Source organism: Herpetosiphon sp. NSE202, assembly GCF_042688385.1.
Taxonomy (GTDB): Bacteria; Chloroflexota; Chloroflexia; order Chloroflexales; family Herpetosiphonaceae; genus Herpetosiphon.
Genome location: NZ_JBHUPY010000007.1, coordinates 95,096 through 118,168 on the forward strand (window position 1 = coordinate 95,096; position 23,073 = coordinate 118,168).

The 23,073-nt window shown below is 52.6% G+C and carries 21 protein-coding genes; 3 read left to right on the forward strand and 18 right to left on the reverse strand.

The window, feature by feature from the left end:
• Positions 1-1,041: a Gfo/Idh/MocA family protein gene (locus ACFMKP_RS09985; RefSeq protein ID WP_382291426.1), complete on the reverse strand. Its 1,041-nt coding sequence runs from the start codon at positions 1,039-1,041 to the stop codon at positions 1-3.
• Positions 1,041-1,397: a hypothetical protein gene (locus ACFMKP_RS09990; RefSeq protein ID WP_110514654.1), complete on the reverse strand. Its 357-nt coding sequence runs from the start codon at positions 1,395-1,397 to the stop codon at positions 1,041-1,043. Before ACFMKP_RS09990 ends, ACFMKP_RS09985 begins: the two co-directional genes overlap by 1 nt.
• Positions 1,398-1,580: 183 nt before the next feature.
• On the opposite strand from ACFMKP_RS09990, the gene ACFMKP_RS09995 reads away from it, so the two are divergent.
• From ACFMKP_RS09995 to ACFMKP_RS10005, 3 genes are all read left to right on the forward strand, one after another.
• On the forward strand, positions 1,581-1,916 hold the full coding sequence (locus ACFMKP_RS09995; protein WP_110514653.1) for a PadR family transcriptional regulator: 336 nt from the start codon (positions 1,581-1,583) through the stop codon (positions 1,914-1,916).
• Entirely contained in the window at positions 1,900-2,436 is a 537-nt protein-coding gene (locus tag ACFMKP_RS10000; RefSeq protein ID WP_204755315.1) for an HAAS signaling domain-containing protein, read from the forward strand. The genes ACFMKP_RS09995 and ACFMKP_RS10000 overlap by 17 nt, the downstream gene beginning before the upstream one ends.
• Positions 2,437-2,503: 67 nt before the next feature.
• On the forward strand, positions 2,504-3,523 hold the full coding sequence (locus ACFMKP_RS10005; RefSeq protein WP_382291429.1) for a hypothetical protein: 1,020 nt from the start codon (positions 2,504-2,506) through the stop codon (positions 3,521-3,523).
• Positions 3,524-3,619: 96 nt separating this feature from the next.
• On the opposite strand, the gene ACFMKP_RS10010 is transcribed toward ACFMKP_RS10005, so the two are convergent.
• From ACFMKP_RS10010 to ACFMKP_RS10085, 16 genes are all read right to left on the reverse strand, one after another.
• Positions 3,620-3,985, reverse strand: a complete 366-nt coding sequence (locus tag ACFMKP_RS10010; protein ID WP_382291431.1) for an STAS domain-containing protein — start codon at positions 3,983-3,985, stop codon at positions 3,620-3,622.
• 506 nt (positions 3,986-4,491) lie between these two features.
• Positions 4,492-4,911, reverse strand: a complete 420-nt coding sequence (locus ACFMKP_RS10015) for an ATP-binding protein (RefSeq protein WP_054537036.1) — start codon at positions 4,909-4,911, stop codon at positions 4,492-4,494.
• Entirely contained in the window at positions 4,908-6,464 is a 1,557-nt protein-coding gene (locus ACFMKP_RS10020) for a lipopolysaccharide assembly protein LapB (protein ID WP_110520274.1), read from the reverse strand. Before ACFMKP_RS10020 ends, ACFMKP_RS10015 begins: the two co-directional genes overlap by 4 nt.
• Positions 6,465-6,474: 10 nt before the next feature.
• Positions 6,475-7,572, reverse strand: coding sequence for a PP2C family protein-serine/threonine phosphatase (locus tag ACFMKP_RS10025; protein WP_382291433.1), 1,098 nt, complete (start codon positions 7,570-7,572; stop codon positions 6,475-6,477).
• A gap of 4 nt (positions 7,573-7,576) precedes the next feature.
• Positions 7,577-9,034 (reverse strand): CheR family methyltransferase, encoded by a 1,458-nt coding sequence (locus tag ACFMKP_RS10030; protein WP_382291435.1) that lies wholly within the window; start codon positions 9,032-9,034, stop codon positions 7,577-7,579.
• Complete coding sequence (cheB, locus tag ACFMKP_RS10035) at positions 9,031-10,113, reverse strand: chemotaxis-specific protein-glutamate methyltransferase CheB (RefSeq protein WP_382291437.1); 1,083 nt, start codon at positions 10,111-10,113, stop codon at positions 9,031-9,033. Before cheB ends, ACFMKP_RS10030 begins: the two co-directional genes overlap by 4 nt.
• On the reverse strand, positions 10,113-10,472 hold the full coding sequence (locus ACFMKP_RS10040) for a response regulator transcription factor (RefSeq protein ID WP_012188282.1): 360 nt from the start codon (positions 10,470-10,472) through the stop codon (positions 10,113-10,115). The genes cheB and ACFMKP_RS10040 overlap by 1 nt, the downstream gene beginning before the upstream one ends.
• A 50-nt stretch (positions 10,473-10,522) precedes the next feature.
• Positions 10,523-12,829, reverse strand: a complete 2,307-nt coding sequence (locus ACFMKP_RS10045) for a response regulator (RefSeq protein WP_382291438.1) — start codon at positions 12,827-12,829, stop codon at positions 10,523-10,525.
• Between the two features lie 15 nt (positions 12,830-12,844).
• A complete protein-coding gene (locus ACFMKP_RS10050; RefSeq protein WP_382291440.1) occupies positions 12,845-14,347 on the reverse strand; it encodes a methyl-accepting chemotaxis protein in 1,503 nt (500 codons plus the stop codon).
• A 22-nt stretch (positions 14,348-14,369) separates the two neighbouring features.
• The gene (locus ACFMKP_RS10055) at positions 14,370-14,789 is read right to left on the reverse strand and encodes a hypothetical protein (RefSeq protein WP_382291442.1); all 420 of its coding nucleotides are present in this window, start codon (positions 14,787-14,789) and stop codon (positions 14,370-14,372) included.
• Positions 14,782-15,216 carry a chemotaxis protein CheW gene (locus ACFMKP_RS10060; protein WP_382291444.1) on the reverse strand — a complete coding sequence of 145 codons (435 nt, stop codon included), beginning with the start codon at positions 15,214-15,216 and terminating at the stop codon, positions 14,782-14,784. The genes ACFMKP_RS10055 and ACFMKP_RS10060 overlap by 8 nt, the downstream gene beginning before the upstream one ends.
• Before the next feature lie 639 nt (positions 15,217-15,855).
• Positions 15,856-16,173 (reverse strand): hypothetical protein, encoded by a 318-nt coding sequence (locus tag ACFMKP_RS10065; protein WP_382291446.1) that lies wholly within the window; start codon positions 16,171-16,173, stop codon positions 15,856-15,858.
• A 76-nt stretch (positions 16,174-16,249) separates the two neighbouring features.
• The gene (locus ACFMKP_RS10070) at positions 16,250-16,960 is read right to left on the reverse strand and encodes a response regulator transcription factor (RefSeq protein ID WP_054537046.1); all 711 of its coding nucleotides are present in this window, start codon (positions 16,958-16,960) and stop codon (positions 16,250-16,252) included.
• 6 nt (positions 16,961-16,966) lie between these two features.
• Positions 16,967-18,562, reverse strand: coding sequence for a response regulator (locus ACFMKP_RS10075; protein ID WP_382291448.1), 1,596 nt, complete (start codon positions 18,560-18,562; stop codon positions 16,967-16,969).
• A gap of 24 nt (positions 18,563-18,586) precedes the next feature.
• The gene (locus ACFMKP_RS10080) at positions 18,587-20,467 is read right to left on the reverse strand and encodes an ABC-F family ATP-binding cassette domain-containing protein (RefSeq protein WP_382291450.1); all 1,881 of its coding nucleotides are present in this window, start codon (positions 20,465-20,467) and stop codon (positions 18,587-18,589) included.
• Between the two features lie 20 nt (positions 20,468-20,487).
• Positions 20,488-23,073 (reverse strand): SUMF1/EgtB/PvdO family nonheme iron enzyme, encoded by a 2,586-nt coding sequence (locus ACFMKP_RS10085; protein WP_382291452.1) that lies wholly within the window; start codon positions 23,071-23,073, stop codon positions 20,488-20,490.

Here is a 23,073-nt window from a genome sequence, read left to right on the forward strand (position 1 = left end):
TTAGTTCTGAATATCGTTCAAGCTCGCCAAAGGCACAATTGGGTCGATTTGCTGCACGCTATTACTTTCAGCGGCATCAATTGCCCGCATAATTAAGCGCCAATCGGCCAATGCGCTTGCCAACGTGGCCACAATTGGCTCATCGTCAACAATCGCCGCGTAAAAATTACGAAACTCGCTTTCGTAACCACGCAAATCACGAGCTTGGTAGTGTTCTATTGTACCATCAGCCCGATATAATGTCGTCTGATCGCCACGAATCGTAATACTACCACTCGTGCCATGCACAACTGTCCAATCAAACGAGGGATTTTCGGTTTTCACTGCGCCCGAAAAACACAGCGAACCAAGCGCACCCGAGGCAAAGCGCAAATTCAAAACCATGGTGTCAGGGCCGCGCAGCACCGGATGCACATCTTTAATGAAGGCATGGGCGCTTTCGATTGGCCCGCCAATTTCGCGCAACAAGGCTGCTTGATGCACCCCAGCATCGGCCAACACCGCGCCGCGATATTGATGATCGTGCCGCCAAGGCGTTGCGCCAAAGCCTTGGGTTGGATCACTCCAAAAGGTTGCACGTAGATCAATCAACACCACATCGCCAATCGCGCCTGCATCCATCCAAGATCGCGCTTGTTTAAGATCATCGCGATAATGAAAATTCTCGGCAATCAGAATTTTGACTGGGGCATATTTGCACGCTGCAACCAACGCTTCGGCTTGGGGCAAATTCGCCGCCAATGGTTTTTCGCAAATCACATGTTTGCCAGCAGCCACTGCCGCCTGAATTGCCTCGGCGTTGCGCTGAATTGGCAACGAAATTAACACTGCATCGACCGACGAATCAGCAAAGAAATCCACCCACGAATCAGTGATCGTTGGGTGGATATCCAGCAGGCATGCCAACGCCTCAGCATTTGCCCGATTATGGTCGCAAATGCTAACAATTTGAAAGGAATTTGGTAATGCTTTGAGCGCTGGCAGATGCAAATGCTTGACCGCTAAACCGGCTCCAAGCACTCCTAACCTGATTGTTTTCATTAATGGCGAGCCTCGCGCTGGAAGCGGCGACGTTGCATGAGGGTTGGGCGACGGCGAATTTTGAAGGGCGATGGTGGAGTTAATGGATCATCAGCAGCCAAACGAGCGCGGCGCTTGGGCCGTTCAAAGCGATAATAATCGAAGCCAACTAAGCCAACCCCAATCACGGCGGCAACCGCGATAACCACCGAACCAACCAGGCCTTCAGCGTTGCGGGTATAAACCAAGCCGCTCACAAAGGCAGTTGCGAGGGTTAGCCAGCCCAACGCACCTTGCCAGCGCTTGCGAAAAACAAACAACACAAGAACAGCAAACACCGCTAAAAAGCCGAAAACGAACCAATCAACACGAGTCATAGCGTGCTCCTCTAAGTCAAAGCATGGCGGTTAATACTGTAGCACACAATGGGCCATGCCTTCCGAGCCAATTCCGATTGATTATGGTTAATCATGGGCCATAATCGCATGTTTGACAAGCAGGCTTTAGATCTATTATTCTATACCTTGTATAACAAAGTATCCTTTATCACAAGGTAGCCTATGTTTGAACGTGAACTTCTTAAAGGTAGCCTCGGTTTGATGCTGATGGCACTCATTGAGCAAGGCCCAATGTATGGCTACCTGATCGCGAAGGAAATTCGCTCCCTCACCGACGACGTAATTGATCTGAAAGAGGGATCGCTTTATCCGGCGCTTCATCGGTTGGAAAAAGAAGGGATGATTGAAGGCTTCTGGCAACGCCGTGAAGACGGTGTTGACCGACGCTACTATCGGATAACGGCGGCTGGTCAAGCTGTCTTAGACGAACGTCGCGCCCAATGGAGTCGATTTAGTGCCGCAGTTTCAAAGGTGGTCTCCGATGCACCGTCCCAATGATAGCTATTTTGCTGAACTTGAACATGAATTAGCAGCGCTCAGTGTGGCCGAACGTGAAGCCATTCTGCGCGAGCTTCGTTCGCACTACGACGATGCCGCTGCCGATCCCACTGCTGATGATCAGACATTACGCTTAGGTTTGCCGTTTCAGGCCGATCAAATTGGGCGTAAGCTCAAGCGCATTCATCGCTCGGCGAAACGCGAGGCGATTAAACATCGCACGATGATGATCGTCGCAACCGTGATTGCCAGCATTGCAATTGTGCTCTCGTTTATCTTTCCATGGATCGATGGCAATCTTTTGGCCTTCATCCTTGGCGGCACAGCCGTGGTCTGCTCAATTCTCTCAGTTGTCGGAATTTGGCTGCCAAAACAAACGGTCGGCCAATGGCTCTTTTGGAGTGGTAGCACCGGCCTGACATTAATCGGCCTACCATCGGTGATTAGTTTCAGCAGTTTCTATCTGATCTTCGGCCCTTTGTTGTTGTGGACAGGAACCCGACTACAACGGACGTATTAAGCCGCTAATGTGGCTGCCCCGTTCGAGCGGGGTTTCTTTAGTGTGCCTAAAAACAAGGAGTAGCGCTGTGTTACACGAACAACAAACCCCTATCACCCCCTTAGTTATCAATGGCCCATGGACGCGCGAAGCCCGCGAACGCGCCATTGCTGAAGAAGTAAAATTAGCCTATATCGAATATTTTCGCAAAGCTGTCAAAACCCGCAATTGGTTGCCATGGGACGATTTGCCCTTGCGCGAGATGGAGCAATATGGCCATCTGCTCAGCGAAGATACCGTAACCTTGGTCGAAAGTTTCCTCGGCGTTGAAGATTATGTCGGCGATTATGTCGAGGATACAATCAACATTGTCCATGGTAAACGTGAACGGCGCAATATTCAATTGCAATGGGGCGCTGAAGAATCAAAACATGCAGAAGCCTGGGAATTGGTGTTGTTGCACTCAGGCCGCCGCACCAAAGAGCAATTAGAAAGCTATCGCGATCAAGTGGCCGAGCATCGCTGGACGATGTATGAAAATCACCCTGGCTTTGACACGCCCTTGGGCGTTGCCGCCTATGCCATGGTCCAAGAACGCGCCACCTATTTCAATTATGAAGAATTGCGCAAACGGATTCGCAGCGAATATGGCTTGCCTGAGCATAGCACCGAAGAAGAACGCAAACGTGGCAAGCAAATTGGCGCAGCCGCAGCCTTCAAAATTGTTGGCGTTGATGAAATTGCCCACCACGGCATGTTTTTGCGCGTGATCGATATTTACAAGCGCTATTTGCCCTATGAAACGCTCGATATGGTGTTTCGGGTGCTGAATGGCTTCAACATGCCAGCGCTACACATTTTGCCCAATGCAGAGGAACTGAAAGCCTCCTTGGAACGCACCAAGCTCTATACGCCACTCAAGCATGGCCGTTTTGTCGCCAACCCTGTGCTCGATGCAATGGGCTTCAATAACAAACGCGCCCTTGAACGGGCCGTGCAACACGCCAAGCTGTTGCCAACTGGCCTTGGCCCTGAGCACGTCGCGATTGGCCGCGATGGCGAGTTTGTGATTTCGATGCAGCCAGATGCAGAAGTCGAAGCCGCCTAGGATTTTGCCTAAAGCCCAAAGCGCAGGGAGCATTGAATCCCTGCGCTTTGGTGTTTAACCCAGCATTCATCGAACAACAAATGGTTAAGAAGAACGTTAAGAATTCGAGATTGATGATTGTTGGGTGTTGGTGTAGGCTGCCAAATCTTGTTCTTCAATTACTGGCATAAAGCGCGTCATCTCGACCATCTTGAAGATTTTTTGATGATGGGGGCTGACATGGAGACAAAAGACTTTATAGCCATTCTTGCGCGCAGCCACCACAAACTTCAGCAGCACCGAAATGCCAGCCGAGTTGATAAAGGCCACATCGGCAAAATCTAAAACCGTAATTGGTTTCATTTGAGTACAAGCATGCTCGATCGCTGCCGCCGAAACGGCATCGACGCTGTTGGTCAAAATATGCAACAGCACGACATCATCCCACTCTTCTCGGCGAATTACCGATTGTACGTCGCTCATAATAGATCTCCTAGGTTGGTCAACGCGGCCAACTCTGCCTTGATCATAGTTGAGCAAGCGATTTTTGGCAACCAAGCTGCATGAAATTTTGATGACAGATCTTATAGAACAGAGAGCAAAGAACATAGAACATAGGATTGAGATTAGGGTTCAGGGGCGAGGGGCCGGGGATCAGGGGCAAGGTTTAACGCAGAGGCGCAAAGGGACGATGGTTATGGGCTGTGTGTACTGATTCATTGCGTTAACAACGATTCCCCCTCACCCCCTAGCCCCCTCTACCGCCCGCGAGCGAGGGGGAAACGCTGAATCAGTGCTCCCCTCGCCCGCGTTCAGTGGGAGAGGGGCTGGGGGTGAGGGCATGCACCTGGTTGCCAACCCAATGAGCTAGTACAGCTAGGGGCTATCGGTGATTCATTAGAACTATCGACAATTGTTCCGCTAGCCCCTAGACCCCAATCCCTGAACGCTAGCCCCGACCCCTGATCCCCAGCCCCCGCCCCCACTCACTACTTCGCTTTGAAAATTCGCAGCCGCAAACTGGTGCCAGTGCCAGAGCTTTGCACCTCGTATTGATCGACCAACTCGCTAATCAGATACGAGCCAAAACCACGCAGCATGCCCGATTCAAGATTATCTTCCTCGACCACGCGGCGCTCGGTGTTGAAGTGCTCGATGCCTTTGCCATGATCGATAATTTCAACTTCTAATTGATCGGCGTGCAACGAGAAAATAACTTCGACCGAGCCAGCCACGCCGCCACCACCGCCATGCTCAATCGCGTTGGTGACGGCTTCGCTCACCGCCAGCTTGAGATCTTCGACGCGCTCGCGCGGAAAGCCCATGGTGCTGCCAAGCTCGGCAGCGCTGGCCCGCACAACCCGCTCAAAAACCAGGTCAGATGGAATGTTGAGGTGAATCCGATTCATCGTGAACCTCCACGGGCCATTGCGCGGCCCTTTTGGGGTAATTGTTCCTGTTGATTGATCAGATGTTCATAGCGGCGAAGGTAGGCTTTGCCCAAGGAGCTGTTGCCAACTTGCAGGTAACATGCCCCCAGATAATAGAGTGCTTGGGTATGGCGTGGGTTACGCCGCAGCACTTTTTCAAATAACGGGATGGCTTGGGCTGGCTCGAGCATTTCTTTATAGCACGTGCCCAGCATAAAGGTGGTTTCAATATCATCGGGCCAGTGCATCAGCACATGGCTAAATTCACGTGATGCCAAATCGTAGCGTCGCCGCCGCGTGTACATATAGCCCAAATCGTAGCGCAATGAATGGGCATGCGGTGCTAACTCCACCGCTTTGCGCCAAGCAGCCAAGGCCCAACTTTCGTGGCCCAACACGGTATACATAAAGCCCAGCAAGTAGTAGGCGTTGGGATCTTTGGGCAAGAGCTGCACCGCACGTTCAAAAGCACGCATGGCGGCATGATGTTTTTCTAAATCATAGAGCAGTTTGCCCATTTGCAAGAAAATTTGGCCATCGTTGGGGCGCAATTTGGCGGTGCTATACAAATGGTTGTAGGCCTCGCGATGCTTACCCTGAAAACGCAAAATCGCGCTGATGCGTAGCCGCGCATCAACATAATAGCGATCTTGCGGTGGAATTTGGCCATACTCTTGGAACGCCAATTCCCAGCGCCGCGCCCGCGCTAACAAATTACCAAGCAAATAGCGCGCCCGATGTTCGGTTGGCCGCCATTTGAGCAAGGCTTCGTAAATTCGCTTGGCATCTTCGTCGTAGCCTTGAGCTTTGAGGTCGTCGCTCAAACGGTAGTACCAGTTGGCAACCTCTTGCTCCGATTTGCTCACCAGCACTTCATCGGGGCCAACGCTGGGCGAGATAAAGGTTGGCTCAACCCGCAACGCCTCAGCAAAACAACGCTGAGCCAATTCGTGAGCACCATGGGCTTGGTGCATCAAACCCATGTAATACAAAGGTTCGCCAGCGTAGGGCCGCAACTCGCGGGCCGAGGTAAAGTGAATATAGGCCCGTCCAGCGTCGTCGAGCATCTGATAGGCGCGACCAAGCGCAAAATGGGCCTCGTACAAGCCATTGTTATGCTCAAGCGCTTCCTTGAAAGCGCCAATTGCGCGATCAATTTGGCGCATCGCCCCAAAAGCCACGCCCAAGTTATAGTGCGCTTCGGCCAGTTGCGGATCGGTTTGTACCGATTCCAAATATTCGCGCTGGGCAGTTGGCCAATCATCTTGAAACGCGCAGGCATTGCCAATATACAAATAAATAATCGCCCGCTCGCGATCATAAATTTGCGATTTCTCATCGCCCTCGACATAGGCCGCGATCAACGCGGTTTTGAAATGCTCGATTGCATCAGGATAATTGGCGGCCAAATAGGCTTTGATCCCGCGTCCAAACGCAGCACCCAAGCGCGTCCCAGCCATAAAACGCTCGCTCCCAGCAAAGGTATCGAGGTCCAGCGGCATTACATTGAGCGTGTCAACATTGGTAGTCATAACAGTTCCCTTAGGACGATCCTTTGGTGGATTGGAGCAAGCGATATTCTTCGATCACTGGGCGCAATTGCGCTTGAAGCTCGCGGGCAATTCCACGGCCAAATTGGCTGGCCACCATTTCATTCAACGGACGCAACAACTCTAGGCATTGGTCGGGCGTGCGGTTTGCGCCAACAAGGTCTAGGCTTTGCCACCATTCATCAGCAGTCATTGGCCCAACCACATCGGCCACAATGCTATGCATTTCATCAAGCAAATTGGCCAAACGCCGCCGCACGAGCACCATCGTCACATCATCGTGTTTGAGTTGGCCTTGGGTCCAAGCACGAACTTCGCTGAGCACGCGGGCCATCAATGCCCGTGGCTTAAGGTGGCCAACTGTTTGTAAAAGGCTCTGAAAGCGTGGGTAGCCATATAAAACTTGATGCTCATTGGTCGCTTCAACAACCCCGTCAGTGTACAACATGACTGAATCGCCATAATTTAGTTGCAAGATGGATTCAGTATAGCAATCAATCTCCATCACGCCGAGCGGCACACCTGACGTTTCGATTTCAACAACTTGATTATTGATCACAATCAGATAATTGTGCCCAGCATTTGCCAATTGCATCATGCCAGTTTGCGGGTTGATTAATGCATAGAGCATCGTAACCATGCCCTGCGGCATTTCTTCGATCAAAATATTATTGACTGCGGCCAAGGTGTGGCCTGGCGATTGACCACGCCGCACTTCGGCCCGAAAAACCGTGCGCGCCACAGCCATGCGCAAAGCAGCAGGCAAGCCCTTGCCGCTCACATCGCCAATCATAATCCCTTGCGAGTCGTTGACCGCCAGAAAATCATAGAGGTCGCCGCCAAGCTCGCGGGCTGGCAACGAAACTGCGCTCAGCTCCCAGCCCGGCAGGCGCGGCACGGTTTCGAGCATCAGGCCTTGCTGCAAATCACGCGCCAATTGCAAATCTTGTTCCAACTCAGCTTGACGTTGGTCGGGCACTGGTGCTGCGGGCACTGGCGCAGGCAAAACAGGCTCAAGCGGAATCGCCACCCGACCATGAGCACGGTGACTGAGCAGTGAACTATAGATTGCTGGCTGTACTTTTTGCATAAAATTAAAATGTTCCTTGGCTGGCTTCTAAGCTGCCAATCCAGCGTTCGCAGGCTGAACGCAACCACCCGACCGCGATGCCGTCAATGACGGTGCTACTTGAATGTTGGGCCAACTTGCGTAACGCATGTTGATAATAGCGCAAGGCTGCGGTTTCCCGCCCTTGGTGGCGATAGCTTTCGGCCAAATGAAAGGCGATTGTTGGCGATTCGGGCACCAAATAGCTGGCACGCTCCAAATAATTAATCGCTTTATCCCACGCACCTTGGTTGAGCTCGATCATGCCCAGCACCACATAGGCGGCATCTTGCAAGACATCAAGTTCTAAGGCGCGGCGGGCCTCGGCAGCAGCTTGCTCGTTTTGGCCAAGGTCGGCATGCAATTGCGCAGCCAAAGCCAAAATTGCTGGCTGGCGCTGATTGGGCGCAATACTAGCCAATAAGCTCAAACCGCGTCGCTGCTGGCCTTGTGCCCGCAAGGTACGGGCTTCAGCCAATAAACTCGCTACATCAGGCGCTTTCAGCACATCAACAGTAACGATGGGCCGCGTAATTGGCCGTGGTCGCGCTGGAGTTGGCTCGACTGGCTTATCGAGTGGCTTGGTAATGGGCCGTTCGATAGTCGGGCGTGGCTTGGGCTGACCATCGCCTTTACGATAAATGAAAGCGCCAGCCACCTCGACCGTTTCAAAGCGATCAAAAATGCCCCACAGCGATTCAGAAAAGCCCAAGAGCAAATAGCCACCAACCGCCAACGCCGCATAAATCCGTTCGATCAACTGGCGACATGTTTCGAGTTGAAAATAGATTGTGACGTTTTGGCAAAACACCACATCAAGCTGATAGGCCCAATGCGGCAGTGCATCAAGCAAATTGTGCTGTTCGAATTGTACCAAGGATCGCGCTGCTTCGCTGACGCGCAGCGACCCGTTGGGCTGTTGCTCAAACCATTGTTTGTAGTCGGCTTGAACATTGGCCAACGAACGCCCACGATACTCGCCAGCAATCGCGCGCTCAAGCGGCACATGGCTTAAATCGGTGGCCCAAATCGAAATCGGGCGGCTTGGCGGATTACCCCATTGCTGCAAGGCAACCATGGCCATGCTATACGGCTCCTCGCCAGTTGAGCAGCCAGCGCTCCAGCAGCGCAGCGGACGCAACGGCGAACGAACACGCTGAAGTTCAGGAAAAATATGCTCGCGCAAGGCCCGAAAATGGGCTGGGTTACGAAAAAATTGAGTTTCGTGATTGGCCAAGCGCTCAGCCAACCATTGCAATTCGCTCGCATTGGTCGGGTCTTGAATGCGCAGCGTATAGGCCGCTGGGCTAATTTGCAATTGGCGATAGCGTTCCTGAACAAACATGCGGCCTTGGCGCATGCGACTATCATCGAGATACAAGCCCGCTCGACGAGCGAGATAATCACGAATGATCGTCCATTGTTCAGTGCTTAACTCACTCATCGACGTTCAGCTTCACTGAGCAGCGCCACCAACCGCGGCGCAATCGAATCGGCAGCCAAAAATTCCATCGCCGCCCCAACTTCCTCGGCGGCTCGCGGCATGCCCCAAATCGCGCTGGTTGTGCGATCTTGGGCAATTGTGCGTGCGCCCGCTCGCCGTAAGGCCAACAACCCTTGTGCGCCGTCACGGCCCATGCCCGTTAACAGCACGCCAATCGTTTGCTTGGGCAAAACCTTAGCCGCTGATTGCATGGTTACGTCAACCGATGGATACAGTAAGTTATCTGGTTGCGATTCAAGATGCACCGTCCAGTTGCCATCGATACGCAAATGATGGGTATCAGGGGCAACATAGACATGGCCGTTTTTCAAACTGCCGCGATGCTGCGCCAACTCCACCTTCAAGGGCGAATGATTGTCCAACCAGTCTACCATTGTACCAACAAATCCCTCAGCGATGTGCTGCACAATGATAATGCTTGCGGGGATGCTCGCAGGCAGGCTATGCAGGAGTTTGTATAACACACGTGGGCCACCCGTCGAAGCGCCAACGACAATCAGCCAGCGTTGGCTTGGCGGGCTAATTGAAGCCATCAATAAGGGAATATTGGTCTCAGTAGTTGGCGATTTGCGCCGTCGCCCGCGTAAATGGGTTACAACTTTGACCCGTGAAAGCACCTTGACTCGTTCCAATAGTCGCATTCGATTTGCTTCGCCTTGGGCAAGTGTCAAATCGTTGGGTTTTTCCCACACTTCCAACGCTCCGGCATTGAGCATCTGAAAGGTTAAATTGCGATCATGGCGGGTCAGCGATGAGGTAATCACCAAAATTGGGGTTGGATGATAGGCCATAATTTCTTCAGTGGCCTGCAAACCATCCATCACTGGCATGCGCACATCCATCGTGATAATGTCTGGTTGCAAGGCTGCCGCCAATTGCACCGCCTCACGCCCATCACGGGCCTCGCCAACCACTTGAATCGCCGAATCACTGGCTAAAATAGTGCTGATGACTCGGCGCGAAACCGCCGAATCATCGACAACTAAGACGCGAATTGGTGCAAGCGGCCCTGTCATCATTACATACCCAACAACAGTTTGACCCGATTGGGCAAATCGAGCAAATCAAGGTCTTTGTTAAGATAATCGTCGACTCCAGCTTCAAAGCCAGCCCGTTTATCATCCATCGAGGTCAACATGATAATTGGCAATTCTTCAAATAAGGGATTGGCGCGCAACTGACGGCAAACCTCGTAGCCATCAATGCCAGGCATTTGCACATCCAACACCACTAAATCAGGCGTGAGATCGCCGATTTTTTGCAGCGCTTCCTCGCCGCTATAGGCCAAATCGACGGCATAGCCATACATTTCGAGCCGCATTTTGACAATATCGGTAACCAGTTTGCTATCGTCAACAACTAAGATTCGTTCACTCATTGAAAAACTCCTCGCAGGGAAAGATTGGTAGTAATCAAGGCCAGGCTACTTTAGCGGCCAAGTAATTGATGAATCGTTTCGAGCAAGTTGCTTTGATCAAACTGGCTTTTGACGATATAAGCTTGTGCGCCAGCCAATAAGCCTTCACGCCGATCGCTATCACGGGCTAGGCTTGTGATAATAATAATTGGCAGTTGGCGCAAACGTTCATGGCCACGCACCCGACGGGTCAACTCAAAGCCAGTCAGCAACGGCATTTCAACATCGCTTACCAGCAGATCGTAGGAATTGAGGTTGAGCTTGTCAAGCGCATCTTGGCCGTTAATGGCGGTTTCGACGATGTAGCCCGCCGATTGTAGCATCGAGCGTAGTAGCTCGCGGGTGGTAAACGAATCTTCGGCAACCAACAATTTGGCTGGCTGACGTTTGCTTGGCGCTGGCAAGGCCACTGGTTTGCCCCATTCGCGCGCTCGCGCCGCAATCGCCAATGGATTGAGCACCAGCACCAAACGCCCATCGGGTAAGGCAATTGCCCCAGTGCACAAGCGCTGTTCGTTCAACAACGCTCCCAGCGATTTCACCACAACTTCGCGTTCATCAACCAATTTATCGACCAGCAAGGCCAAAGGCCGATTGGCCGGCCCCAAAACCACCAAATTGGAAATATCCGATGGTTGGGGCAACGGCCCACGCTGCTCAAGCAATGGTGCAAGCGCCACAATGCTCACGCTGCGCTCATCGACGCGCACGCTTGGGCGGCCTTCGACCATTTGAATTTGTGCGCCCGAAACCCGCCGCCCACCCAAACAGGCGGTCGATGGCAAGGCATAGGTCGTTCCAGCCACATCAAACAACAGCACCCGCGTGGTCAGCAAGGTAATTGGCAAAATCAGGGTGAACGTCGTGCCTTGACCAAGCACTGAATGCACATCAACCCGTCCGCCAACTTCGCTCACAGCGGCGCGCACCACATCCATGCCCACGCCACGGCCAGAAACATCGGTGATGATTGCGCTGGTGGAAAAACCAGGCTGCCAGATTAACTCCAAAGCTTCTTCATCGCGCAACCGCGCCGCCGATTCAGCATCGATAATGCCGCGTTTAATTGCTGTCGCCCGAATCACCGCCGGATCAATGCCACGGCCATCGTCGCTGATGATAATTTCAATCGTGCCGCCCAACGAGCGGGCTTGCAAGCGCAAGGTGGCCTCAGCAGGCTTGTTGGTTTTAATCCGATCTTCGGGCGTTTCAACCCCATGATCAAGCGCGTTGCGCACCAAATGCAGCAACGGATCAGCCATCAACTCAATCACTTTGCGGTCGGCCTCGGTGGTTTCGCCTTCGGTGATTAAGTTAACTTCTTTGCCCAACGAGCGTGCCAATTCGCGCACTGCTCGAGGAATTGGCGCAAACAAACCAGCGACTGGCTGCAAGCGCGTTGCCATCACCTCGGCCTCAAGTTCATCGACCAAGGCTTCACTGGCGGCGCTATGGCTGCTCCAACGCTCGCTGAGCAAGCGCAATTGGTTGCGGGTCGATTGCGCCAGATTTTGCAATTGGCTGGCGAGTTCGCTGGCTTCACGCCGTTGCTGAAAGGTCACGCGCTGGCCAGTTAAGCGCTCGCTTAGTTGTTGGCTCAGGCGCTCGCTTTTGCTCAGCAATTTATCCAAGGCTTCGAGATCGGCCACATGCTCAAGGTGCAATTGGCGGGTAACGACCAACTCACCAGCCGTATTCAACAAGCGATCTAAGCGTGCAATCGGTACACGCACTGTCGAACGCGTGGTGTTGATTAGCTTTGGAGCTTCGCCCGTAGGCCTAGCTTTTTTCGGGGCTGGGCGCGCGACAACTGGGGCTGGCTCAGGATTGGGTTGCTCAAGCACAACTGGCACTGGCTCGGGTTCTGGTTCAGCCAAAGGCTCAACAATCGGCGCTAGCTTTTTGGCTGGCGGCGCAGTTGGCAGGCTTTCGCCAGCTGCCAAGGCATTCAGTTGCTCGACCAACATATCGACATTGGGATCGGTCGGCGGCGGCTCGTTGACGTTGGCGTTCAAGGCCAACAGCACATCAGCGCTAGCCAGCAGCACATCGTTAATGCTTGCATTCATGGCCAGCATGCCACTGCGCAAAGCCGAAAGCAAGCTTTCCATCGAATGCGCTAAACGCCCCATATCGATTTGGCCAAGCATGCGGGCTGAGCCTTTGATCGTATGCGCAGCCCGAAAAATCGTATCAATCGCTTCGCGATCGCCTGGGTTTGACTCCAAGGCCAACAAGCCTGTGGTCAAGGCCCGCACATTCTCTTCAGTTTCTTCGCGAAACTGGCCAAAAAATGCTGATAAATCAAAACCGCCCATGCGATAGCTCCTCGCTTAGCGTGTATTGGCCTCGATGTTGACCAACGAATGCAAACGGTTTGCAATCGCGGTGAGTTTGGATGCTGCATCGGCAGTTTGGCGCGAACCAGCCGCCGTTTGACGTGAGACTTCGGCAATTTCACGCATGGTTTCGACAACTTGCTCCGATGCAGTTTGTTGCTGAGCAGTCGCTAGGCTAATTTCTTGGGCCAATTGGGCGGTATGTTCGCCCAAAACCACAATCGAATCCATCTCTTGGCCTGCCCGATGCGCCAAGTTGACCCCTTGAACAACTTCTTTGACGCTTTCTTCTGTCGCCAGCACCGAGGCATTGGTCGCAGCCTGAATTTCGGCAATCACATCTTTGACTTCGCGCGAAGCGGCCAAGGTACGGTTAGCCAAGCTCTTGACTTCGGCGGCAACCACCGCAAAACGGCGACCATGCTCGCCAGCACCAGCAGCTTCAATCGCCGCATTCAAAGCCAACAGGTGAGTTTCATCGGAAACATCGTCAATCAAGGCGATAATTTCGCTAATATGATGCGAACGTTCGCCCAAGCTCAAAACCCGCGATGAAACCTCTTGCACCCGTTGCTTAATCCGTTCCATGCCTTGAATCGCTTCATCAACCGATTGCTGGCCCATCGCCAACGAGGTCAAGGTTTGTTGAGCAGCAATGCTCACTTGATCCGAGGCGCTAGCGATTTGGCGCGCTGTAAAGCCCAATTCTTCAATCGTTGATGAAACTTCGGCAACTGCCGAAGCTTGTTCGGTTGCGCCCGAAGCTTGTTGCTGCGAGGCAGCCGACAATTCGGTAGCGGCAAACGAAAGATCGGTGCCAAGCTCAATCTGCTGAATATTTTTCTCGATCAATTGCTCGTTGGCCCGCATCAAATCGGCAGTCCATTGCTCGCTTTTGAGCGAATATTCGGCCAAAGCCTTGCTGAAAATCGTGGTTAGCACAATCGTTGTCGCCAAGCCCACAAAAAACAGCACAGCGCCAACGCCATACACACCTGCATCACCAGCGGTTAACGTGCCTTCAGAAACCCTGAATGAGCCAAGATTATCTTTGAGCAGCAGCAACATGCCATAGGCAAAGGTGATCGAAATGCCATAGGCCACAATTTCGCGCCAAGTTGCTACCAAGCCAACGATAAACAGCATGACCAGCAACAACGAAATGATCAGGCTTTGATCGATGCCGCCATAACGCACGGCACATGCTAAAGCTGCCAGCGAAATCGTGCCAATCAAAACATAGGTGGCAATTTGTTCTTGGCCTTGGCGAATCATACGCAAGCTAAAGAAGGCCACCAGCAAAATCGCGCCCATCGAAACAAACAGTACCCCGAGCGCATTCCACAATTGCGGATTATTGCGCTCGTAAATCCACGCTACCAAGGTGACTAACAAGGGCACGACCAAGGCAGCCAAGGCGACAATCCGCATAATCACGCGGCGGCGATCAGCTAAATTCGTAAAATCGAGTGAGAAAAGCGAACCTAAATTCGCCATGAGCAGACTCCTTGGCACTGGTCTAGCGCTTTGCGTGTACCAGCACAAACAGTTCGAGATCAAGCATGAGGCATGGGCATTCATCGAGCATAATAATGCCTAAAATGCTGGGGTCGAGCAAACTATCGGAAACTAAACTTGGCAATGGTTGCACGGTCAGTGCGGCCCGAATCGGGTCGCCCAATTGATCAACGACCACGGCCAAGCTTGCTTGTCCAGCCACAAATAAGGCTAAGCGATTGGTTTGTTCGCCAATTGGCTGTTGCAGCCACTGATTTAAATCGATCACGTCGATTGGGTTGCCGTGCTGAATCACACGGCGAATTGGCTGCCCGCTATTAGCAACATAATCCACACCTACCAAGGCGGTTTGGCGAATTAAGAGCGTTTGATCGCCAACACTCAGCGGATACAAATCGCTGACAACTGTTGGACTAACCATTGTTGATCGACCCAAGCAGCGCAGCTAGATCAAGCCAAGTTGCAAAACCAAACGGCGTTGGCAGCAAGCCTCTGCTAGCAACCGTGCCGCGATGCGGCGTTGGCTCAGCCAAACTTAAGTCAAGCTGTAACATATCGAGCACTTGATCAACTGCAATTGCACAGTCAATCTGTTCGTGAACCAGCAAAAAGCGGCTGCGGCGGGTTGGCGTAATAGGCTTCATGCCCAAGATTACCCGCATATCAACCGCTGTCAGCAACACGCCACGCTGATTGATAATGCCCATAATCGCCGCCGCCGTGCCGGGAATTCTGGTTGGCGTGCGCCAACGCTCGATGCCACGGGCTTGCTCGACGGGCAAGGCAAAGCGTTCTTGATCGAGGATAAAAACCACAAATTGCGCCAATTGATCCGCAACTTGGCTCACAGCAGGCTCTCCCCATGATTCAATGTTGGCAGCCTTGGCCACATGCCAAGCAACCAACGAGCAAATCATCACAAATGGCGCGTTCTAAAGCAGCAAATCGTAGCTTAGCATAGTCGCAAGGTAGCCCAACTGTCAAGCGTACTAAACCAAGTAATTCAAGGATGAAGTATGAGGGATGAGGGCCTACAGAACATAGAGCATAGAACATAGAACATAGGATTTGGGGATCAGGGATCGGGGATTGGGCTATTGGCTATTGGCTAGCGGAAGATTATTCGTGGAATTCGTGGCTAAAAACGTGTGGATATTGGCTTTTGGCGTTGAGGACATAATCTGTGGTCATCTGGCTCAATCTGTAGCTAAAATGCTCTTCGCGATCTTCGCGGCCTTTGTGGTTTCAAGCTTCTTGCTCTTTGTGCTCTTCGCGGTTCAATATTTAACGCAGAGGCGCAGAGAATGTTTGGCTTTTGGCTAGCAGAATTTTATAGTGTGAGACCTAATCCTTCGTTTTATAGCCCATGGCCTATCGCCTATAGGCTCATCCTTCGTGCCCTTCGCGTTCTTCGCGGTTCAATAATTAACGCAGAGGCGCAGAGAATGTAGCGCTATTGGCTTTTGACTTTTGACTTCTGCCTTCTATTACAACGTTTGTAATTGCGAGATCAAGTGTTGGCCAGTGATTGGCTTGGCAAGGCTTAGGCAGCCAGTTGTTCGCGGTTGAGGCAAATCAGTCAACAGAATATAATTTTGATGATCAGCCCAGTTCAGCATGGTGCTCTGTTCGTTCGAAATTGCTTCATCAAGAATTACAAAGCGTGGTTGATATTGCTGGTTCAATTGTTCGGCCAGCAGCGAACTATCAGCTTCGTAGACTGTGTATCCTGCTCGACGAAGGTGATAGCGCATGAGTGTTCGGGTAATTTGATCAGGATCGACGAGCAAAACAGTCATTGGCATACAAAGCATCCTTATAGTGATGGATCAATTGGACAACCATCACCATCACTATAAGTACACAAGTTTACGAGTCAGATTACAAGCCCCGCCGCGGTTGGACATCAAAGACGTAGCCCACGCCACGCACGGTTTTGAGGTAGATTGGCTTGGATGGGTTGTCCTCAAGTTTGGTGCGCAACGAGCGAATTCGCACCCACAACGATGATTGATCGCCTTCTTCGCCCAAGCCCCAGGCTTTGCGCAACAAGGTTGTGGTGGCCACGGCCACGGTTGGCGTTTGCAGCAATAAATACAACACCCGCAGCTCAATTGGCTCCAAGGGAATCGCTTCGCCCTTGCGCATCAAAATATGTTGGCCGAAATTGACCGATAAATCTTCATCTATCACAATCAACTCGCCTGGATGCAAGCCACCCTCATACGATTTGGTCAGCAGTTTGTTGACCCGCGCCCGCAATTCTGGGTAGCGATAGGGCTTGGTCATATAATCATCGGCGTGTTGCTCTAGCCCGCGCACAGTCGTCGCTTCATCGGAAATCGAAGTCAGCATGATGATCGGAATTTCAACATAGCGGCGCAAACGATCAGAGAGTTCAAATCCGGTCATGCCAGGCATCATCAAATCGAGAATCGCCAAATCGGGCCATGAACTTTCGACCATCGCCAGCGCCGATTGGCCTGATTCTGCGGCCATCACTTCAAAGCCATCGTTGAGCAAATTGCTCACCAAGGTGCGCCGAATAATCGTGTCATCATCAACCACCAGAATCCGCCATCGTGCTGGCATTGGGTCCTACTCCTTCCAAGGTAGTTGCAGGGTAACGGTCGTCCCCTTGCCTACTTGGCTATCAACGCTAATTGTGCCGCCATGAGCGCCAACTGCTAAATTACAGAAGGTCAAGCCCAGCCCTGTGCCGCGCGACTGTGCAGCAGTCCGGCCTTGGTAAAATTTATCGAAAATATGCGGAATATCTTCGGCGGCAATGCCCTGCCCAGTATCGCTAACCAGCAGCGTAATCAATTTGGCCGCTTGATCAATCGTGCCAACCACGCGAATTGTACCGCCTGGCTTGGTCCATTTGATACCATTGCTGACCAAATTGGCCAAAACACGTACCATTTTATGCTCATCAAGCACCACCAATGGCGCAGCAGGCAGATTTAGCTCGAATGTTAGCTGTTGCTCAACCGTAATTGGCAGCACTTGCTCACTCAGCAATTCGCCAATTCGCTCAAGGCTGGTGGTTTCTTGGCTCAGCACCAAGCGCCCAGCTTCAGCTTTGTAGACATCAAGCAAATCGTCGATTAGGCGTTGTTGGGCTGCGCCTGCCCGAAAACCAAGCTCGACGAACAATTTGCCATCGTCATCAAGTTGGGTGGTCATCAAGGCATCGAAGCAGCCAACCATGCCCGCCAATGGCGCACGCAAGTCGTGAGTCAACATCTGAATAAACCCATCGCGGCTATCTTCGGCCTCGCGCAGGCGAGTGTAAACCGCCGCATTGGTCAGGGCAACGCTCAATTGATCAGTCAGGGCTTTGATCAAGGTTTCTAGCTCGGTCTTGAAGAAATTGCGCTGTGGATGCACCAAAATAAATACGCCGATAATCGTATTTTGAGCATAATTATGTAATGGCAAGGCCAGCGCTGAGCCAATTTCCTCGCGATCATCATAAAAATGTTTCCAGCGCGGATCGTTTTGGGCATCTTCGACAATTTGCACTTCGCCAGTGCGCAAGGCATACGAGGCTAAGCCCTCGCGCAGCACCGCCTCAATAGCTTGCTCGGCCTCTGCTGGCGGCAAATGTGGCCGAAACAAAATGCGCCGCCAAACCCGATTTTGATCATCAAGCAGCAACACGCTGCCACGGCTGGCTCCCAGCAGTTCGTTAATTGCATTCAAGGCTTCGGGCAACACCTGATCAATATCCAACGAACGGTGCAAGGTTTGCGAAACCCGATACAGAAAGCGCAGGCGTTCTTGTTCGCGGTGCAAAGCGCGGCGGGTGTGCTTCAAGCGCAGCAGCACGCGCATGCGCGCCAGCAATTCATCGCGATTCACCGGCTTGGTCACGTAATCGTCTGCGCCAAGATCCAAGCCTGTAACCGTGTCGGCGGTGGTTTGCTTGGCCGAAACAAAAATAATCGGGATGAAGGGCAGATGGTTACGCTCGCGAATTGCTTGCAGGGTTTGATAGCCATCCATTTCAGGCATCATTACGTCAAGCAAAATCAAATCGGGCACTTGTTGTTCGAGCATTTCCAAGGCTTCGAAGCCGCTGCGAGCACAGGCGGTTGCATAGCCAGCGCGTTCCAACATACGCTGTAACACCATCACATTGGTGGTTTGATCATCCACAATCAAAATTAGCTCGGGTGTTGCTTGCATTCCTGTGCTCCATATCTCTGAACATTACGAAGCTGCGGCTAACTCCGAAAGCTCCATCCAGCGTTCGTAGCTTTGTTCTAAGGTTTGGCTAACCTGCTCAAGCTCGCTGCTCAAGCGGGTATAGGCCTGATAATCACTGCCTGCATTATTCAATGCGTCATTGAGCTCGGTTTGGCGGGCTTCCAAGCTGGCGATGGTTTTTTCCAACTCGCTTAATTCGCGTTGTTGTTTAAAGCTTAGTTTACGTGGTTTTTCTTCGCGTGGGCGCTCTTGAGTTGACGGTTTGGTTACAGCCTTGGCGCTGGCTTGCTCGCGTTCGGAGGCCTCGCGATAGGCACTGTAGTCGCCTGGGAAGTGGCGCACCTTGCCATCGCCCTCAAAGACCAGCAAATGATCAACCGTGTTATCGAGAAAAGCGCGATCGTGGGAAACCACAATCACTGCACCATTAAATTGCTCAATGTATTCTTCCAAAATTGCAATCGTCTGGACATCGAGATCGTTGCTTGGTTCGTCGAGCAGCAACACATTTGGGTTACGCATCAGGGTGCGCAATAAATACAAGCGCCGACGTTCGCCCCCAGACAAGCTGTGGATATAATCCCAGTGCTGGCTATTGGGAAACAGAAAGCGCTCAAGCATTTGGCTGGCGGTGCGCAACCCTTCGCCAGTTTGCACCAACTCTGCTCCATCGCTCACATACTCGATCAGGCGTTGGTTGGGGTTGAGATCGCTGCTGCTTTGATCGTAATAGGCCACGTGGATGGTTTCGCCAACGACCAATTCGCCGCTATCTGGTTGCAAACGCCCAGCGATCAAATTGAGCAAGGTCGATTTACCAACGCCGTTGGGGCCGATAATCCCCAAACGATCGTCGCGAGTGAGCTGATATTCAAAATTCTGCAATAAGGTTTTGCCAGCAATTTGCTTGTTCAGGCCATGCATTTCGATCAGCTTTTTGCCAAGCCGCCGCCCAGTTGATTCAAGCTCCAAGGTACCGCGCTCTTGGCGACGCTCTTGGTTGATCAAGGCATTGGCGCGATCGACGCGGGCTTGTTGTTTGGTGGTTCGCGCTTGCGCGCCTTGACGCAACCAGGCCAATTCGCGGCGCACTTCGTTGCGATGATCAAGCTCGGCCTTGGCGCGTTGGCGTTCACGCTCAATCCGCTCGGCTACAAAGCGCTCGTAATTGCCAGGATATGAGTGCAATTGGCGATCTTCAAGCTCAATAATTGCCGTCACCACCCGATCCAAAAAGTAGCGATCGTGGGTGATCATCAACAATGCACCTTGCAAATTGGCCAAATAGCCTTCGAGCCAAGCGACCGTGGTTGGGTCGATGTGGTTGGTGGGTTCGTCGAGAATCAACAGATCGGGCTTCTCGATAAGCACCCGTGCCATTGCCACCCGCTTGCGTTGGCCACCAGAAAGCGTGCCAAGTTGGGCATCGAGCGTGGTAATGCCAAGCCGCGAAAGCACAGTGCGCGCGCTCAACTCGGTATCCCAAGCATCGAGCGTGGTCAGGCGTTCGCTAAGTTCGGCAACGGCAGCCAGCGCTTTAGCATCGTTGGGGTTTTGCTCAAGTTGCAAGCTGGCGAGCGTATATTGGCTGAGCAAAGTTGCGCCTTCGCCCGCCGCAGCATAGACATATTCAAGCACTGTTTGGTTGGCATCCATTGGCGGATCTTGGGCCAAATAGCCAACCCGACAATCTTTGCGCAAGGTTACGCGGCCAGTATCTGGTTGTTCTAAGCCAGCCGCAATTTTCAAGAGCGTTGATTTACCGCTGCCATTGACCCCGATTAAGCCAATGCGATCGCCACTTGCTAAGCCCAAGGAAATATTTTCAAACAACACTTTAGGGCCATAGGCTTTGGAAACAGTTTCTAAATTGATAATGTTCATGGATTCCTAACACAACTAATTTATGGTGCGACATCCTGCGCACATCGAAAACCAACATTAATATTGGCAAGCTCGGGGCGGAACGAATTGCGACCTGTCGTATGCGCCGACATCAAATCATCGAACCAAGAGCCACCACGCAACACCCGCGAACCATCGCCGCTTGCCAATTCTCGCCCATCACTGGGATGGTAGGGATAGGGAATATACAGTGATTGGGTCCATTCCCAGACATTGCCTGCAAGATCTAGTGTGCCATAGGGTCCAGCGTTTGGCAATGAACCAACAGGCATGGTGCGGCCTGGCCCAAAATCTTTGATATTTAGCAAACTTGCGTCTGCTTGGTCACCCCACGGAAAAATCGTGCGTTGATCGCCACGGGCAGCGCGCTCCCACTCGGCTTCGGTTGGCAAGCGCTTGCCCCGCCATTCGCAATAGCTCCGTGCATCATCCCAGGTTACATTGACCACTGGATGTTGGCTTAAGGAAATTGGCACGGTGCGCTCTGGCAGCCACAACGAAAGCCCAACCGGATCAAACGAGTTGGTCGGCACCGGGCGAGCGGTAGCGCTGATAAATTCAGTATACGCTTGGTTGGTCACTTCAGTCTGGTCAAGGTAAAAAGCAGTGGTTGAGATTGGGGTTGATGGTTCTTCGTTCTGTAAGCCTTCCCAGCCATAAACCTGTTTGTAATGCGCCAAATCTTCTGCTGTCGCGCCCATCGTCCAGCGCCCGCCAGCAATAAAATCCATGCCTTCGGGCACATAAAAATCGGTGGTTACGCAACGAAAGCCAATAATATTCAAGGGCAATTCTGGGTCACGACGTTCGCGCACAGCAGCACGGGCATTCTCAGGGTTCGTGCCGCTAAAACTGCCGCGCACAATCCGCGATCCAGGTTGGGTTGGCACTTCGCGGCCATCGCCAGCATTGTAGGGATACGGCAAATCAAGGCTGCTCGTCCATTCCCACACATTGCCCGCCAAATCGAGCACACCTTCTGGCGTTGCACCAGTGGGATAGCTGCCAACTGCTTGGGTATCGCCAGCAATACCAGCGCCCCAGGCATTCAAACGGCTTGCATCCCATTCGTCGCCCCACGGATAGAGGCGGCCTTCCGTGCCACGGGCGGCGCGCTCCCATTCGGCCTCATTGGGCAGGCGCTTATTTTGGGCTTGGCAATAGGTTGCTGCTTGCTGCCATGTCACATTGATCATTGGGTAATTGCTGTAGGCTTGGTTATCGTAATAATCAGTTACGGTCAACGAGCTGCGATCTGCTGGCTCGCTACAGCGTTGTTGAGCAACACACTCGCGATAGGCGGCGACGCTGATCTCGGTGCGATCAATATAAAAAGTTGGCAAGTAGCCACGGCCAACTGGCTGCTCGTTGGGAGGGCCATCAGTGCTGCCAATCACAAACGTCCCAGCCGGAATCGCAACCATGCCCGGTGGCGCTGGCCCAATTACAACTGGCACAATTGGAGCCTCGGTTGGGGTTGCTGCTACAAGGCTCGGCGTGCTGAGGGCAACGCTGGTTGGCACAAGTTTGGTTTCAAATAGGCCGAAACTGCGGGCCAGCAAAAAGCCAATCAGGCCAATGCTCACCACCGCCAACGCCAGCCACCACCAATTTGAGGCTTTAGATTTGGGCGTGGTTGCTTGATGGATTACGGTGGCATCAGGCAGGGCAGCAACCTGAATTGGATTTAATGCCTGATCGACAGCAATTTGAAAATCGCGCATTGATTGAAAGCGATCATCAGGGTCGGGATGCATGGCGCGATGCAGCACATCGCTCAAGGCTGTTGGCACGGTTTCGCGCAAATTATGCGCCAATGGCGGGCGGGTACTTTCGCGTTTGGCAGGCTCAAAACGGGTAATCAGTTCGTGAATGACCATCGCCAAGCTATAAATATCCGAGCGCTGGTCGGTTTGGCCAAAGCCATATTGCTCAGGCGGTGCATAGCCAGGCGTGCCATAAATCACCGTATCGCCTTCTTGGCCATGCTTAAATAGGCGTGCAATCCCAAAGTCGATCAAGGCAATGCGGCCATCGGGGCGTAGCATAATGTTGGGTGGCTTGAGATCACGATAGATAATCGGCGGGTTTTGATTATGCAAATATTGCAGCACGTTGGTTAATTGGCGCATCCAATCGATCACGGTTTCCAAGGCCAATGGCTCGATGCGGCCTTCCAACTCGGCGCGCAGGGTTTGGCCCTCGACATATTCCATCACCAAAAACTCGTTCTCAGTATGGCGGAATTGGTCGATAACGCGGGGCAAATTGGGGTGGCTCAAGCGAGCCAACAAGGCTGCCTCGCGCCGAAACTCGCCAATCGCCCGCTCCCAAGCATCGGTATCGCCTGGTTGGTGCAAGCCGGTCATCTCTTTGAGCGCAACTGGCGCATCGCCAAGCCGGCGATCGGTCGCCAAATAGACCGCGCCCATGCCACCACGGGCCAAGGGTCGAATCACCACATAGCGATCAATTAAAACATCGCCATTGGCAAGTCGGCCAGTCCAACGGGGCAGACCAGCACCACACTTGGGGCAAAAACGCGCCCCAGTTTTCAATTCGGTTGAACAGCGTGGACAAACCAT